Source organism: Aeromonas veronii (genome assembly GCF_040215105.1).
GTDB lineage: Bacteria > Pseudomonadota > Gammaproteobacteria > Enterobacterales > Aeromonadaceae > Aeromonas > Aeromonas veronii_G.
Genome location: NZ_CP157875.1, coordinates 850,069 through 865,184, shown reverse-complemented (window position 1 = coordinate 865,184; position 15,116 = coordinate 850,069). Strand labels below are relative to the sequence as shown.

The following is a 15,116-nucleotide window of genomic DNA, read 5'->3' as shown; positions in this document are numbered from 1 at the left end:
GGTACAGACCCCCGCGGGCGAGACACATCTGGCCGATGGGGCCCGTCTTCGCCAGCACTGCCGCGTGCCGTTTTTTCGTCAAACTCATCAGAAAAACAAAAGCCCCGCCTGTTGGCGGGGCTTTGGATCCTTGCGGTCCGTAATTACTCAGCAACGATGCTGACGTACTTACGGTTTTGCGGACCTTTAACTTCGAACAGCACTTTACCGGTCGCAGTTGCGAACAGAGTGTGGTCGGTGCCCAGGCCAACGTTGGTGCCAGGGTGGAACTTGGTGCCACGCTGACGAACGATGATGCTGCCTGCCAGAACTGTTTCGCCGCCGAAACGCTTAACGCCCAGGCGTTTAGCTTCAGAATCGCGACCGTTGCGGGATGAACCGCCAGCTTTTTTGTGTGCCATCTATCGGACTCCTCTAATTAAGCGCTGATGCCAGTGATTTTGACTTCAGTGAACCACTGACGGTGGCCCGCTTGCTTACGGTGGTGCTTACGACGACGGAACTTGACGATAGTCACTTTCTCGCCACGGCCGTGAGCCACAACTTCAGCTACAACCTTGCCACCTTCAACGAAAGGAGCACCTACTTTAAAAGTGTCGCCTGCAGCAACCATCAGTACTTCGTTGAAGTCGATGGTAGCGCCAGTCTCTACGTTCAGCTTTTCCAGACGAACGATTTGACCTTCGGCCACACGGTGTTGTTTTCCGCCGCTTTGGAATACCGCGTACATTTGATTAACTCCGTAAAGGCGTGTCTTTTGCTCAAGGCCAGACACGCGCAAAAACCTATAACAATGGGCGGGCATTCTACGCAGAACGATTTGCCGAGGCAAGGCCATTTTAGCAAAAAGTTTATTTTGTGCGCATATCCCTCGCCGTGAATAAACGCTTAACTGTAACCCATTGTGAAATCGTGTAGAATCCCCGCCATTGCTAAAAACGCAGTAAATGCTGCCGTCACGTTACGAGACTTATGGACCAACAGACTATCCGTGCGCTCTGTGCCGCCGACATGACGGCGGTCAATGAACTGATCCTGGCCAGGCTCCAATCCGATGTCAGCCTGATCAACCAGCTGGGTTTTTACATTGTCAGTGCAGGCGGAAAACGGATGCGCCCCATGCTGACCGTCATGGCCGCCCGTGCACTGGGTTATGAGGGTGAGGATCACCTGAAACTGGCCGCCATCATCGAATTCATTCACACCTCCACCCTGCTGCACGATGACGTGGTCGACGAGTCCGATCTGCGCCGCGGCCGGGAGACCGCCAACGCCCTGTATGGCAATGCCGCCAGCGTGCTGGTGGGCGATTATCTCTACAGCCGCTCCTTCCAGATGATGAGCGAGCTCTCCAACCTCAAGGTGATGGAGATCTTGTCGGATGCCACCAACACCATCGCCGAGGGGGAAGTGTTGCAGTTGATGAACTGCAACGATCCGGATACCACGGAAGAGAGCTACATGACGGTCATCTACTGTAAGACCGCCAAGCTGTTCGAGGCCGCCACCCGCCTCGCCGCCGTGCTGACCCATCAGCCCGCCGCCATCGAGCAGGCCATGACGGATTACGGCAAATACCTCGGCACCGCCTTCCAGATCATCGACGATGTGATGGACTACTGCTCCCAGAGCGACGAGATGGGCAAGAATGTCGGCGACGACCTGGCCGAGGGCAAGCCCACCCTGCCGCTGCTGCGAGCCATGGCCGCAGGCACGCCTGAGGAGCGCCAGCTGGTACGCGATGCCATCGAGCACCGCAATGGCATGGAGCATCTGGACCAGATCCTGGCCATTCTGGATCGTACCGGGGCACTGGAGTATTCCCGCCAGCGGGCCCGGGAAGAGGCCGACAAGGCCATCGCAGCCCTTGCCATACTGCCGGACTCCGAGCACAAGCAGGCCCTGGCCACCCTGGCCGAGATGGCCGTCCAGCGCAGCGCCTAAAAAGCTCTCATCCAATAAAAAAGAGGCCATGGGCCTCTTTTTTATTGTCTGTTACCTGAGCATCGACCAGCCGGTTCACGGCATTCAGTGGCTCAGTGCCCAGAGGATCACGGCTCCCGCCACCACCAGACAGCCGCCGATGCGGCGCAACTGTTCCGGAGGCTGATCGCTCATCAACCTCAGCATCTGCTGCCAGGCCTTTGGCATCAGCAGGGGACCCAGGCCCTCGAACAGCAGGAGCAGCCCCAGTCCCATCAGCATGGATGTCAGCATTCTCTCTCCTCCTATGGACGAGCCTGCCACGGCGAGCTCATCCCGCTGAAATAAAAAGGGCCTGAATCATCAGGCCCTTGTATCGATTGTTCGTCTCTTACTGGTTGCCAGCGTGCGGCGACTTGAGGTAGCGGAAGAACTCGCTGTCCGGTTTCAGGACCATGAGGTCGTTGCCACCGGCGAAGCTCTTGCGGTAAGCCTCCATGCTGCGCACGAAGTTGAAGAATTCGGGATCCTTCTTGTAGCTGTCCGCATAGATCTTGGCGGCCTCGGCATCCCCTTCACCTCGCAACTGACGCGCATTACTCTCGGCGTCGGCGATCATGACGGTCACCTTGCGGTCGATGTCGGCACGCAGGATCTCGGCCTGCTCGCGACCCTGTGAACGGTGTTCACGGGCAACGGCGGTCCGTTCGGCACGCATCCGCTGGTAGATGGAGTTGGACACTTCCACCGGTAGGTTGATCTGCTTGATCCGCACATCCACCACCTTGATGCCGAGCTCGGAGGAACGCGCCATCTTCATCAGTGCATCTTCCATCACGGTACTACGCTCACCGGAGACGATGTCCTTGATGGTGCGATTACCGATCTCGGAACGCAGACCGTTGTTGATCTTGCGCTTGAGCAGGTCTTCGGCCTGGATCTTGTTGCCACCACCGGTCGCCAGATAGTACTTGGAGAAGTCCTCGATCTTCCACTTCACGTAGGAGTCGATGATGAGGTCTTTCTTCTCGGAAGTGACGAAACGATCCGCCTGGCCTTCCAGAGTCTGGATACGGGCATCCATCTTGCGCACCTGGTCGATGAGCGGCACCTTGAAGTGCAGGCCCGGCTCATAGAGACGGGGCTCGCCGGAATCGACGCGCTTCACCTTGCCGAACTGCACGACAATGCCTTTCTGCCCTTCATCGACGATGAAGACGGAAGAGAAGCAGACCATGGCGGCCACAGCGATGACACCAATAGCTATTTTCTTCATCTATTAGTTTCTCCCTGTGCTGAAACGATCACCGCCACGCAGCGGGGTCGGAGTGGAGTTGGCGCCTTCGTTGGACGGCTGGGCCGGCTCCACCGCAGGAGTGCCAGCCGGACGAGCCGGTTGCACCGCATTCGCCTTGCCAGACAACTTGTCCAGCGGCAGGTAGATCATGCTGTTGTTGCCAGCCGGCATGTCGACCACCACCTTGTTGGTTTGCTGGTAGAGCTCTTCCATGGTTTCCAGGTAGATACGATCACGGGTCAGCTCGGGCGCGGCCTGATACTGGGGCAGCAACTCGTTGAAACGGGCGACCTCACCCTTGGCCTTCAGCACGATCTGGGACTTGTAACCTTCGGCTTCCTGTTCCAGGCGCTTGACCTGACCACGGGCCTTTGGCTCCACTTCACGGGCATAGGCTTCCGCTTCACGAATGAAGCGCTGCTCATCTTCCTGGGCGGAGATGGCATCATCGAAGGCGTCTTTCACCTCTTCCGGCGGACGCGCCGGCAGGAAGTTGACGTCGACGATCTGCAGACCCATGTGGTAGGGCTCGATGATGCCATCGATCACCTGCCAGGTCTCCTGACGCACCTTCTCACGACCGGTGGTCAGCACGTCGTCCATCTTGGTGTGACCCACCACGTAGCGCAGGGCGCTGTCGGTGGCCTGGCTCAGGCTTTCGTCCGCATTGGTCACGCTGAACAGGTACTGCTCAGGGTCAACCACGCGATACTGCACGTCCATCTCGACCCGAACCACGTTCTCGTCCTGGGTCAACATGAAGCCGGAGGCGGGCAGGGAGCGCACGGACTCCACATCCACCGGGATCACCTTGTCGATGAAGGTCGGTTTCCAGCGCAGGCCGGGATCCACATTGTGGGAGTACTCCCCGAAGCGCAGCACCACGCCACGCTCGGCCTCGCGAACGGTGTAGAAGCCGCTGACGACCCACACCACCACGGCGACCACCAGGGCGATGGAGAGGCCAAACTTGCCCACATCACCGCCACCCGACTTGCCGCCACCCAGCAGGCCACCGAAACGGCGACTCACCTTGCGCAGCATCTCATCCAAATCAGGAGGTCCCTGATTCTTGCCGTTATTCCCCCAAGGGTCACGGTCTTTGCCGTTGTTACCAGGCTCATTCCAAGCCATCAGCGTCTCCATTAATACATGCGGATGGATATCATCTCTATCGAACATCAAGGGATGACGAGGCGGCTAGGCACTCATCATCATGAACTCATCAATGTCTGATAAAGCGTTGTAAACTCTCACCTTCTTGCTTCATGAGGCGGTTCCAGTCGGCCACTTGCAAGCGCACCTCCAGGACAAAATCCCCCTCCTCGCTGAAACCTTCCTGCTCGATGCCCTTGAGCCGATAGAGCGCACTGCGCAATCTGGCGGCCGAAGGGGGTAATTGCAGGGTGTGATGGACCATGGATCCGGCCAGCAACTCGGTCAGGGCCTGGAACAGGTATTCACTGCCCTCCCCGGTCTGGGCGGATAGCCAGACCCGTACCGGGCGCCCTTCTTCATCCCGTTCCAGACCGGCGGGTCTGTCGGCCAGCTTGTCGATCTTGTTGCAGATCATCAGCTGGGGACGGTCATCCGCCTCGATCTCGGCCAGAACGGTCTGTACCGAATCGACATTCTCCTGCATCTGCTCGTCGGCACAGTCCACCACGTGCAGCAGCAGATCCGCTTCGCGGGTCTCCTGCAGCGTCGCCTTGAAGGCCGCGACCAGATCATGGGGCAAGTGTCGAATAAATCCAACTGTATCCGCCAAAATCACATCACCCACATCCTGGATCACCAATTTACGCAGGGTAGGGTCCAGAGTTGCGAACAGTTGGTCGGCAGCATACACGCTGGCATCTGTAAGTTGGTTGAACAAAGTGGATTTTCCGGCGTTGGTGTAGCCAACCAGAGAAACCGTCGGCACTTCGTTGCGGTTGCGGGCACGACGCCCCTGCTCCCGCTGCTTCGCCACCTTGTCGAGTCGACGCAAAATCGCCTTGATGCGTTCCCGCAGCAGGCGTCGGTCGGTTTCAAGCTGGGTTTCGCCCGGGCCGCGCAGGCCTATCCCCCCCTTCTGACGTTCAAGGTGGGTCCAGCCGCGGACCAGACGAGTAGAAAGATGGCGCAATTGGGCCAGTTCGACCTGCAACTTGCCTTCGTGAGTACGGGCACGCTGGGCGAAGATATCCAGGATCAGGCCGGTTCTGTCCACCACCCGGCACTGGAACAGACGCTCCAGGTTTCGCTCCTGGGCGGGGGTCAGGGCATGGTTGAAGATGACCACGTCAGCATCCAGCATCTGCACCTGGTCCGCGATCTCTTCCGCCTTGCCACTACCGACAAAAAACTTGGCACTGGGCGCACTGCGACTGGTGGTGATCACCCCCAGCGCATTGACACCAGCCGAGCTCACCAACATCTTGAGCTCTTCCAGATCTTCCCGCTCACCCTCATCACTGAAGTTGACATGTACCAGAACGGCCTGTTCACCAGCTTCATAACGGTCAAACAAGCGCTTGCTCCTTAACAGTTTTCACGATGAATCCGAGTTGGCGAGTCTGCTCGCCGCCAGCTATCACGCCTCGGCTTCACCCTGCTCTTCACCGGCAGCGCCCGGGGCGTGCTGATGATGGTTGACGGCACGGGCCGGCACCACGGTAGAAATGGCGTGCTTGTAAACCATCTGGCTCACGGTGTTTTTCAGCAAAATGACAAACTGGTCAAACGATTCGATCTGACCCTGCAGTTTGATGCCGTTAACCAAATAGATAGAAACAGGAATCCGCTCACGGCGCAGCGCATTCAAAAACGGGTCTTGGAGAGATTGCCCCTTAGCCATCTTTCTTTTCCTTATAGTTTGTTGTTTTTTAAACACCGGAGATCAATATAACAACCTGATTATACAGGGAGTGTCAAGCCGCACCAGCACGGGTGACGACCCTTGCCAGATTGCCAGACTCACCAGATTCCAACCAGGTCAAATCAGACCAGCCGCGCAACCAGGTCATCTGACGCTTGGCCAATTGGCGGGTGGCCACGATGCCACGATAACGCATCTCATCATATCCGACTTCCCCCATCAGGTAGTCCCACATTTGGCGGTAGCCAACACAGCGGATGGAAGGCAGATCCGGGGTGAGATCCCCCCTCTCATAAAGTCCCCTGACCTCTTGCTCGAAGCCGTTCTGCAGCATCAGATCGAAGCGCTGCTCGATGCGCTGGTGCAGCAAGGCGCGATCGGAGGGCGCGATGGCAAACTGGTGCACCCGATAGGGCAACCCTTCCCCCTGAACCTGGGTCAGCTCGGTGAGCGTCTTGCCGCTGATGCGATAGACCTCCAACGCCCGACTGAGCCGCTGCGGATCGTTGGGGTGAATGCGGGCCCCCGCCACCGGGTCGATGCGCACCAGTTCGTCGTGCAGCGCCTGCCAGCCGAGGCTGGCGGCCTGTGCCTCGATGTCGGCCCGGATGGCCGGATCCGCGGGCGGCAGGGGGGAAAGCCCTTCCAGCAGCGCCTTGAAATAGAGCATGGTGCCCCCCACCAGCAGCGGGATGCGACCCCGTTCGGCGATGTCGCCCATCTCCCGCAAGGCATCACGACAAAAATCCGCCGCCGAATAACTCAACGCGGGATCGAGAATGTCGATCAGGCGGTGCGGCGACAGCGCCAGTTCGGCGGCCGTCGGCTTGGCAGTGCCGATATCCATGCCGCGATAGATGAGCGCGGAGTCCACGCTGATGATGTCGCAGGGCAGGGCCTTGCACAGTTCGATGGCGAGATCCGTCTTGCCGGAGGCCGTCGGCCCCATCAAAAAAATTGCAGTCGGCAACTCAGCCACGTTCATCTTCCTCTGGCACCGGCCAGTTGCGACAAGAAACAACCTCGGGGTCGTTCACTGTCCTTGGCCGCCGTCCGGTGCGAATTCTGCCAGCACGGTCGCCAGCGAAAGCGGGCGCACCATGCGAATGTCTGCCAGTTGGTCACTGAAATCGGCAACGAGTTCCGTCAGCAATCGACTAGCCGTTGAAAAATCATATATTTTTTCGGCGCTGATGCCCTGCTCCACCAGCCATTGGCATACTACCTGAGCCAATTGCTCCCCATCACTGTCAGATCCACTGTCGATCAACTGCAGTAATTCGGGCAAGAGCCGCACCAGATCGGTCTGGCGCAACAGGGCCGGCACCCGAGTCAGGATCATGGTGTCGCGCCCACCGCTTTTCAACTCCAGCCCTACCCGTTTGAGCAGACGTTCTTGCTGCTCCACCAGGGCTATCAGGTTTTTCGGCAGCTTGAAGGAGACCGGCAGCAGCAACGGCTGGGCCGCCAGCCCCTGACCCCAGGCATCCAGCAGCCAGTGACGCAGCAGCAAACGCTCCGCTCTCACCAAGGACAGCAGGAACAACTGCCCCTGACGCTCCAGCAGCAGATAGGCCTGCTCCACCAGGGTCAGGGCACGATAACCTCCGGCGTCGAGGAGCTTGCCCACCGGTGGCTGGGCAGGAGCCGGACCGTCCGTCGCGACGGGCAGGGTCGTGAGCAGGGCCCCCATGCCCCGCATGGCCTCAGCACTAGGTAATTCGGGCGGCTGATAACCACCGCCACTCGTCACTCCCCCTTCACTCACCGACCTTGGCGCTGTGGAGGCAGGAGCCCGGTAGCTGTGCTCGGCACCATACCACTCCGGGCGGGGCGCCTGACCGGGATATTCTATTTTTGGCGCGGATGGCAATTCGATTTCACTGCCTGCAAGCGGCGCATCAACAGGATCTGCCGCTGCGGCCTCACGATGCAGCGCACTGAACAGGGCCTGGAAGATGAAGTCGTGGATGAGGCGGGCCTGATGGAAGCGCACCTCATGCTTGGCGGGGTGCACGTTGACGTCCACCTGGCGCGGGTCCAGCTCGATATAGAGCACGTAGGCGGCGAAGCGATCCGGGGGCAGCAGCTCGTCATAGGCCTGGCGGATGGCGTGATTGATGAGCTTGTCGCGCATCATGCGGCCGTTGACGTAGGTGTATTGCAGATCGTTCTGCGGCCTGGCACCAGACGGGGTCGCCAGCCAGCCCCAGAGTCGTACGTCACTGTGCTCGCTCTCCACCGCCAGGGCGTGGTGCATGAAGGGGGTACCGCAGACGGCGGCGAGGCGCCGCTCCTGCTCTTGCACCGTGTTGGCACACTTGTACTGGCGCACCACCTTGCCGTTGTGGCGCAGGATCAGGGTGGTATCGAAGCGGGAGAGGGCGATACGGCGCACCAGCTCATCGATGTGGGCAAACTCGGTCTTCTCGCTGCGCATGAACTTGCGCCGGGCCGGGGTGTTGAAGAAGAGATCCACCACCTCCACCGTCGTGCCCACCGGATGGGCCGCCGGCTTGATGGTGACGTTCATTTCCCGTCCCTCGGCCGCCGCCTGCCAGGCTTCGCTCTGCTCCGCAGTGCGGGAGGTCAGGGTGAGACGGGAAACGGAGCTGATGGAGGCGAGCGCCTCCCCGCGAAAGCCGAGGCTGTTGATCCCTTCCAGATCGTCCAGGGTCGCCACCTTGGAGGTGGCGTGGCGGGAGAGTGCCAGCACCAGCTCGTCCTTCGGCACACCGCCGCCGTTGTCACGGATGCGGATGAGCTTGGCGCCCCCCTTGTCGATGTCTATTTCGATCCGGTCCGCTCCTGCATCCAGGCTGTTCTCCACCAGCTCCTTCACCACAGAGGAGGGGCGTTCCACCACCTCGCCTGCGGCAATCTGGTTGGCCAGGATGGGGGGCAATATACGGATCGGCATCGGTGACTCCTGAGAGTGGATCTGGGGGATGCCAATGCGGTCATCCCCACGACAAAGGCGTCAGCAGGCAGGCATCACGCCCCCCCCCGGATGGGTATCATCGGGGGATGTAGAGCACCTGACCTATCTGGATATCCCGTGACTTCAACTTGTTGATCTCCACCAGCCGTGCCTGACTCACCCCGTGCTTCTCGGCGAGGCGGGAGAGGCTCTGGCCACGGGTGACCACGTGGCGGATCATCTTCGACTTGTCGATGCTCTGGGCGCTGCTGGCCGATACACTCGACTCCTTGGCCGCGACTTTATAAGGCTTGATCACCCCGGCTCCCGAGGCGCTGCCCACGCTGCTGACCGGGGCACCGTCATCACTGCTGCGGCTGGTCGCCGGCATGCGGTTGACCACCTGCTGCTGGGGCGCGGCCACGGCTTTTTGCTGCACTGGCTGGCTGGCCACTACGGCCTTCTGTCCCTTGCCGGTCAGCATGGGGCCCTTGGTCGGGTGGCTGCGGTAATAAGAGCGGATCCCCTCGAAGATGGCGCGGGCCAGCTGATCCTGATAGCTGGCGGTGGCCAGCAGCTTCTCTTCCGCGTGGTTGGAGATGAAACCCGTCTCTACCAGCACTGAGGGGATGTCGGGGGCCTTCAGCACCGCCAGACTGGCGTGCTCCGGGGCCTTCTTGTGCAGTCGGGCTACCTTGCCCATGGAGCGCAGGATCTGGCGGCTCACCTCATACCCCTCGGCCCTGGACTTGTCCATGGAGAGGTCGAGGAAGGTCTGTGCCAGATAGGGATTGGGATCGGACTCGGCCAATACCTTGCCGACGCCTCCCAGCAGTTCCCCCTGCTTCTCCTGCTTCTCCAGCCAGCTGCCCATCTCGCGGTTGGCGCGATTGGTCGACAGCACCCAGACGGAGGCACCACGCGGAGTCGAGTTGTGGAAACTGTCCGCATGCACCGACACCAGCAGATCGGCCTTGGCCTTGCGAGCGATCTCGGAGCGCTTGTTCAGATCGACGAAGTAGTCGCCACGACGGGTCATCACGGAACGCATGCCGGGCTCCCGATCGATCAGGGCCGCCAGCTTCTGGGAGACCGAGAGAGTCACCCGCTTCTCATAGGTGCGGCGCGGGCCGATGGAGCCCGGATCCTCCCCGCCATGGCCGGGGTCGATGGCGATGACGATGGGCTTGCCGTGGCCACCCACCGGGCTGGACTGGGCCGCGGCGGCGGCGCCTTTCTCTTCATAGGGCAGATCGATGACCAGACGGTGGCCATAGGGACCCGCCGGGGCCAGCGGGAACACAACCGGCTTGATGGCGGTACCGAGATCCAGCACCAGTCGCAGGCTGCCCTTGTCGACCGGCGTGCTTTCGCGGATCTTGCGCACCAGCTCGCTCTTGTTTTCGATGCGCGCCAGATTGGTGGCGTTGCTCGCCCCTTTCAGGTCGATCACCAGCCGGCTCGGACCCGAGAGGGTGAAATAGTTGAAATTGGGCGCGCTGCTCATGTCGAGCACCACCCGGGTGTTATCCGGCGATGGCCATACCCGCACACTCTTGAGCTGATTCGCATAAGAGGGCAGGGCCAGCAGGGAAAGCATTACAACAAGGATCAAGCGCACTGAGATGACAACCGTTCCAGAATGGCTTCGCCAATAGCAGTGCGGGCCACTATCCGGGCCTCACGCTGCTCGTTTACATACGTCAGGGTAATCTCGAGATCGGGTGCGGGCAGCCAGCCCTCTCCCTTTTCCGGCCACTCCACCAGACAGAGGGTATCTGCGCCGAAATAGTCCCGGATGCCCATGAACTCCAGCTCTTCCGGATCCGCCAATCGATAGAGATCGAAGTGATAGACCTGCCAGCTGGCCAGCTCATAGGGTTCCACCAGGGTATAGGTCGGACTCTTAACCTTGCCTTGATGGCCGAGCCCTTGCACCCAGCCACGGGTCAATGTGGTCTTGCCGGCCCCGAGGGCGCCGTGCAGGAATACCGTGGTCGCCTGCTGGCACGCCTGTGCCAGGCGTCCACCCAGTGCCACTGTTGCTGCCTCGTCCGGCAGTGTCATCATCAACTGTTTTGCCATGCTCTTCTTATAACTTGTTACTGTGTCAGATTGACCAGACGGCGGATCCAGGGCAGCAGATCCGATGCCAGCATGCCACGCTCCCCATCGGCCGCGGCCAGGTCAGCCGCCTCGCCATGGATGGCGACACCGAGCCAGGTCGCCATGGTGGCAGACCAGCCCTGGGCCAGGAGGGCGGCGATTATACCAGATAACAGATCCCCCATGCCGCCACTGGCCATGCCGGGGTTGCCCTCGCTGCAAAGCACAGTCGGCCCCCCATCACTGATGAGGGTGCCCGCCCCCTTGAGCAGCACCACGCCGCCATAGCGTCGTTGTAGCAGGGTGACGGCGGCAAAGCGGTCGGCCTCCACCTCGGCGATGGTGCAACCCAGCAAGCGGGCCGCCTCCCCCGGGTGGGGCGTGAGCACCCAATTATCCTGATGACGGGGCTCCTGCGCCAGCCAATTCAGTCCGTCGGCATCCAATACCAGGGGGCCCGGGATCTTCATCTCGCGCTCAAACTGGGTACGGGCCCACTCATTTCGGCCAAGCCCGGGGCCCAGCACCCGTACCCTGGCCCAGCCTGGTTCATCGCAGTCAAACCCCATCAGTTCGGGTTGCACCAGGCTGGCGGGAGGCAGAGCCGGGTGCTGGCACAGGCGCACCAACCCGGCTCCTGCCCGCAAACAAGCCTGTCCCGCCAGCAAAATGGCCCCCTGCATGCCAAGGTTTCCTCCCACCAGCAGTACCCGGCCGTTCTCCCCCTTGTGGGCCGAGCGAGGGCGCGCTGGCAGGCAGGAGAGGAGCCTGGGATAGTCGATGCGCCAGGCGGCAGGGGCCATGTCATCTTGCATCGTCACCCCCAGAGCGTCGCAATCGAGCTGACCCACCCCATCCACCCCATCAGCGGTCAGCATGCCCTGCTTGATGCCGATGAAGGTGAGTGTGCGGGTCGCCCGCACCAGCGCCCCCATGGCACGGCCGGTATCGCCGTTGAGCCCTGAAGGGAGATCCACGGCCAATACGGGGGCAGCCAAAGCGTTGATGGTTGCGACGATCTTTGTCATGGAAGGGGTCAGCGGGATATGGACACCGGTGCCAAGCAGTGCATCCACCACCAGATCCGGCGTCGGTAGCAGACTGAAGTCGGCCTCGTCGGCCAGCACCACGGCGCCCCCCTCACCCAGCCAGGCATAGGCGGCCCGCTTTGCATCCCCTTTCAGCAGGTGGGGAGCCCGGCTGGCAATCACTCGGGGATCGAGGCCCACCTTCTTGGCGAGGCGGGCCAGCACATAGCCATCGCCACCGTTGTTGCCGGGACCGACGAAGATCCACCAATGGTGACCATGGGGCCAATGATGACGGGCATAGTGGCACAAGGCGCCACCGGCACGCTCCATCAGCGCGTAGGTGTCGCTCTCCTCCACCTGGGCCCAGCGCCGCTCCAGCAGACGGATCTGCTCGGTGCGCCACAGGGGCTGTGCTAGACTGAGGCCTTCATTTTTGCTGATAGCACCTTCGATAACCTGCACCATGACGGCTCCTCATCCCCATCATCCTGTGATCCGGACCTGTACCGGGCCCATGACGCGGCTCCGCTCACTGCCCTGCGAATCCCCCCGGTGCCCGTCTGCCTGGCAGAGGACAAGCGGCGCAGCATGACGACAGCCGAACTCCATCAGCTGGCCCAAGATATCAAGCTCTGGGCACGCGAGCTAGGATTTGACCAGGTCGGGATCACCGACACCGACCTGCGAGTCGAAGAGCCCAGACTGCAAGCCTGGCTGGATGCGGGCTATCACGGCACCATGGATTACATGGCACGTCACGGCATGATGCGGGCACGCCCCCATGAGCTGCTGCCCAGTACCAAACGGGTGCTGTCGGTGCGCATGAACTACCTCCCCTTCGAAGCCGGCTTCGCCAGCACCCTGCGGGATCCCACCCTCGGCTACATCAGCCGCTACGCCCTCGGGCGCGACTATCACAAAGTGCTGCGTAACCGCCTCAAGCAGTTGGGTGAGCGCATCGAACAACGCTGCCAGGCACTCGTCCAGGCCTCGGGTCTGCCACTGGATGAGGAGCCAAACTGGCGCCCCTTCGTCGATTCGGCCCCGGTGCTCGAGCGGCCGCTGGCGGCCAAGGCGGGGCTCGGCTGGGTGGGCAAGCACTCATTGCTGATCAATGAAGCGGCGGGCTCCTTCTTCTTCCTCGGGGAGCTGCTCATCAACCTGCCCCTGCCCCTGGACACACCGGTCGAGAAAGAACAGTGCGGCAAGTGCGTGGCCTGCATCAACATCTGCCCGACTGGCGCCATCGTCGCCCCCTATGTGGTGGACGGACGACGCTGCATCTCCTATCTCACCATCGAGAACGACGGCCCCATTCCCGAAGAGTTTCGGCCGCTCATGGGCAACCGCATCTACGGCTGCGATGACTGCCAGCTCATCTGCCCCTGGAATCGCTATGCTGATGCGAGCCCGGAGGAAGATTTCAAGGCGCGCCCCAACCTGCATCGCCCCCCCCTGCTCACGTTGTGGGGCTGGTCAGAGCCTGAATTTCTCAAGCACACCGAAGGCAGCCCCATCCGCCGTATCGGCTATCATCGCTGGCGCCGCAACCTGGCGGTGGCGCTGGGCAATGGTCTTGCCAGCAGCGAGGTCATGGCAGCGTTGCAACAGGCACTGGAGAGCGCCGACCCCATGGTGGCGGAGCACATCGAATGGGCGCTGGCAACGTTGGCTCGGCGCCAGCAGGATGAGAACAGGAAGAAGACATTGTTGATCCGCTGCATCGAAAAAGGATTGCCAGATCACGCCTGAGCGATCAAATCCTTGCCTGATGACAGCCATTTTTTCATGCTCTGCCGAATTTGATCGTCGGCACACAACAAGGAACATTCTGATGCAGATGTTGGGAGTAGATATAGGCGGATCCGGGATCAAGGGCTGCCTGGTCGATACGAAGACCGGCGAGCTCATCGGGGAGCGCTACCGTCTGGCCACCCCGCAGCCGGCCACCCCCGCCGCCATCGCCCATACCCTCAAGGCTCTGGTCGAACACTTCGAATGGAAGGGCCCGGTGGGCTGCGGCTTCCCCGCCATCATCCACAACGGCATCGCCAAGAGTGCCGCCAACATCGACAAGAGCTGGGTCGAGACCGATGCCGCCCACCTCTTCTCCGACGTGACCGGTCTGCCCTGTCACGTACTCAACGATGCCGACGCCGCCGGCATCGCCGAGATGCGCTTTGGCACCGGCCAGCACCGCAAGGGAGTCGTCATCCTCATCACGGTCGGCACCGGCATCGGCACCGCCGTCTTCGTCAACGGCCAGTTGCTGCCCAACACCGAGCTGGGCCACCTGATGCTGGAAGGCATGATTGCCGAGCACTACTGCTCCGATGCGGCCCGCAAGCGCGAGGATCTCTCCTGGAGCCGTTGGGGCAAGCGCTTCAACAAGTATCTGGCCCGGCTGGAGTTTCTGTTCTCCCCGGATCTCTTCATCCTGGGGGGTGGCAGTGCCGCCAAGCTCGACAAGTTCATCGACAAGATAGAGACCCGGGCTCCCCTGGTGGCGGCGGCCAGCCTCAATCAGGCAGGCATCATTGGTGCCGCCCTCTATGCAGAAGCCCAGCAAGGACAGTGATCCCGACAAGGAGAAAATGACAGGCCCGGCCATCGCCGGGCCTTTCGTTATCCAACGCGGCGGCGCCCGCGCGTCGCAACAACGGGCAATCCGCCCAGGATTGTCCGTCAACAAAGATGGCGCCTTCTCTGTCGGCAGACGAAGGAGGGCAATAATCCAGAACGCCCTTGCTCCTTTATTTCTTCATCAATGGGCCTCAATCTGCCCTCTTCTGCCATCGCATTTCCCCTGAATAAAAAGCAGGCTCGCCATAATCTGGCTGTTTATTGTTCTGAATTCATGGGGATGAGAAAAAAAGAGAACGAGACAAGGTATTAATATTCATGTCATCTTGGGGGCTATCGGCAGGAGCCATACGCCGACCATCCGACTAAAACCAGTGAAACAACAACTTGCGAGAT

At 60.9% G+C, this 15,116-nt stretch carries 14 protein-coding genes and 1 pseudogene; 3 read left to right on the top strand and 12 right to left on the bottom strand.

Features of this window, described 5'->3' with window-relative positions:
* Nucleotides 1-143 precede the first annotated feature (143 nt).
* On the bottom strand, nt 144-401 hold the full coding sequence (gene rpmA / locus ABNP46_RS04175; protein WP_005911261.1) for a 50S ribosomal protein L27: 258 nt from the start codon (nt 399-401) through the stop codon (nt 144-146).
* Between the two features lie 17 nt (nt 402-418).
* Nucleotides 419-730, bottom strand: a complete 312-nt coding sequence (gene rplU, locus ABNP46_RS04170; RefSeq protein ID WP_005304210.1) for a 50S ribosomal protein L21 — start codon at nt 728-730, stop codon at nt 419-421.
* 242 nt (nt 731-972) lie between these two features.
* Between rplU and ispB the strand changes: the two genes are divergently transcribed.
* Nucleotides 973-1,944 carry an octaprenyl diphosphate synthase gene (gene ispB / locus ABNP46_RS04165; protein WP_349921174.1) on the top strand — a complete coding sequence of 324 codons (972 nt, stop codon included), beginning with the start codon at nt 973-975 and terminating at the stop codon, nt 1,942-1,944.
* Nucleotides 1,945-2,028: 84 nt separating this feature from the next.
* On the opposite strand, the gene ABNP46_RS04160 is transcribed toward ispB, so the two are convergent.
* From ABNP46_RS04160 to ABNP46_RS04115, 10 genes and pseudogenes are all read right to left on the bottom strand, one after another.
* Nucleotides 2,029-2,217, bottom strand: a complete 189-nt coding sequence (locus ABNP46_RS04160; RefSeq protein WP_349921173.1) for a DUF2065 domain-containing protein — start codon at nt 2,215-2,217, stop codon at nt 2,029-2,031.
* 97 nt (nt 2,218-2,314) lie between these two features.
* A complete protein-coding gene (gene hflC, locus ABNP46_RS04155) occupies nt 2,315-3,199 on the bottom strand; it encodes a protease modulator HflC (RefSeq protein WP_349921172.1) in 885 nt (294 codons plus the stop codon).
* Nucleotides 3,200-3,202: 3 nt separating this feature from the next.
* Entirely contained in the window at nt 3,203-4,354 is a 1,152-nt protein-coding gene (gene hflK, locus ABNP46_RS04150) for an FtsH protease activity modulator HflK (RefSeq protein WP_349921171.1), read from the bottom strand.
* Between the two features lie 91 nt (nt 4,355-4,445).
* Nucleotides 4,446-5,732, bottom strand: coding sequence for a ribosome rescue GTPase HflX (gene hflX, locus ABNP46_RS04145; RefSeq protein WP_349921170.1), 1,287 nt, complete (start codon nt 5,730-5,732; stop codon nt 4,446-4,448).
* Between the two features lie 63 nt (nt 5,733-5,795).
* Nucleotides 5,796-6,059 (bottom strand): RNA chaperone Hfq, encoded by a 264-nt coding sequence (gene hfq, locus ABNP46_RS04140; protein ID WP_011704864.1) that lies wholly within the window; start codon nt 6,057-6,059, stop codon nt 5,796-5,798.
* Between the two features lie 73 nt (nt 6,060-6,132).
* Complete coding sequence (gene miaA, locus ABNP46_RS04135) at nt 6,133-7,065, bottom strand: tRNA (adenosine(37)-N6)-dimethylallyltransferase MiaA (protein ID WP_349921169.1); 933 nt, start codon at nt 7,063-7,065, stop codon at nt 6,133-6,135.
* 48 nt (nt 7,066-7,113) lie between these two features.
* Complete coding sequence (gene mutL, locus ABNP46_RS04130; RefSeq protein WP_349921168.1) at nt 7,114-9,000, bottom strand: DNA mismatch repair endonuclease MutL; 1,887 nt, start codon at nt 8,998-9,000, stop codon at nt 7,114-7,116.
* 97 nt (nt 9,001-9,097) lie between these two features.
* The gene (locus tag ABNP46_RS04125; RefSeq protein WP_349921167.1) at nt 9,098-10,621 is read right to left on the bottom strand and encodes an N-acetylmuramoyl-L-alanine amidase; all 1,524 of its coding nucleotides are present in this window, start codon (nt 10,619-10,621) and stop codon (nt 9,098-9,100) included.
* Nucleotides 10,612-11,085 carry a tRNA (adenosine(37)-N6)-threonylcarbamoyltransferase complex ATPase subunit type 1 TsaE gene (gene tsaE / locus ABNP46_RS04120; RefSeq protein ID WP_349921166.1) on the bottom strand — a complete coding sequence of 158 codons (474 nt, stop codon included), beginning with the start codon at nt 11,083-11,085 and terminating at the stop codon, nt 10,612-10,614. The genes ABNP46_RS04125 and tsaE overlap by 10 nt, the downstream gene beginning before the upstream one ends.
* Nucleotides 11,086-11,097: 12 nt before the next feature.
* Nucleotides 11,098-12,602 (bottom strand): annotated as a pseudogene (locus ABNP46_RS04115) (NAD(P)H-hydrate dehydratase); the annotation flags it as partial.
* A gap of 123 nt (nt 12,603-12,725) precedes the next feature.
* On the opposite strand from ABNP46_RS04115, the gene queG reads away from it, so the two are divergent.
* The gene (gene queG, locus ABNP46_RS04110) at nt 12,726-13,889 is read left to right on the top strand and encodes a tRNA epoxyqueuosine(34) reductase QueG (RefSeq protein ID WP_349921164.1); all 1,164 of its coding nucleotides are present in this window, start codon (nt 12,726-12,728) and stop codon (nt 13,887-13,889) included.
* A gap of 82 nt (nt 13,890-13,971) precedes the next feature.
* Nucleotides 13,972-14,715 (top strand): polyphosphate--glucose phosphotransferase, encoded by a 744-nt coding sequence (ppgK, locus tag ABNP46_RS04105; protein WP_349921163.1) that lies wholly within the window; start codon nt 13,972-13,974, stop codon nt 14,713-14,715.
* The last annotated feature ends 401 nt before the right edge of the window (nt 14,716-15,116 follow it).

Bases quoted from the DNA above. Each gene is read 5' to 3' on its own strand.
- mutL (WP_349921168.1), bottom strand. From the start codon at position 9,000: ATGCCGATCCGTATATTGCCCCCCATCCTGGCCAACCAGATTGCCGCA.
- queG (WP_349921164.1), top strand. From the start codon at position 12,726: ATGACGACAGCCGAACTCCATCAGCTGGCCCAAGATATCAAGCTCTGG.
- tsaE (WP_349921166.1), bottom strand. From the start codon at position 11,085: ATGGCAAAACAGTTGATGATGACACTGCCGGACGAGGCAGCAACAGTG.
- hflK (WP_349921171.1), bottom strand. From the start codon at position 4,354: ATGGCTTGGAATGAGCCTGGTAACAACGGCAAAGACCGTGACCCTTGG.
- miaA (WP_349921169.1), bottom strand. From the start codon at position 7,065: ATGAACGTGGCTGAGTTGCCGACTGCAATTTTTTTGATGGGGCCGACG.
- hflC (WP_349921172.1), bottom strand. From the start codon at position 3,199: ATGAAGAAAATAGCTATTGGTGTCATCGCTGTGGCCGCCATGGTCTGC.
- ppgK (WP_349921163.1), top strand. From the start codon at position 13,972: ATGCAGATGTTGGGAGTAGATATAGGCGGATCCGGGATCAAGGGCTGC.
- ispB (WP_349921174.1), top strand. From the start codon at position 973: ATGGACCAACAGACTATCCGTGCGCTCTGTGCCGCCGACATGACGGCG.
- hfq (WP_011704864.1), bottom strand. From the start codon at position 6,059: ATGGCTAAGGGGCAATCTCTCCAAGACCCGTTTTTGAATGCGCTGCGC.
- ABNP46_RS04160 (WP_349921173.1), bottom strand. From the start codon at position 2,217: ATGCTGACATCCATGCTGATGGGACTGGGGCTGCTCCTGCTGTTCGAG.
- rplU (WP_005304210.1), bottom strand. From the start codon at position 730: ATGTACGCGGTATTCCAAAGCGGCGGAAAACAACACCGTGTGGCCGAA.
- rpmA (WP_005911261.1), bottom strand. From the start codon at position 401: ATGGCACACAAAAAAGCTGGCGGTTCATCCCGCAACGGTCGCGATTCT.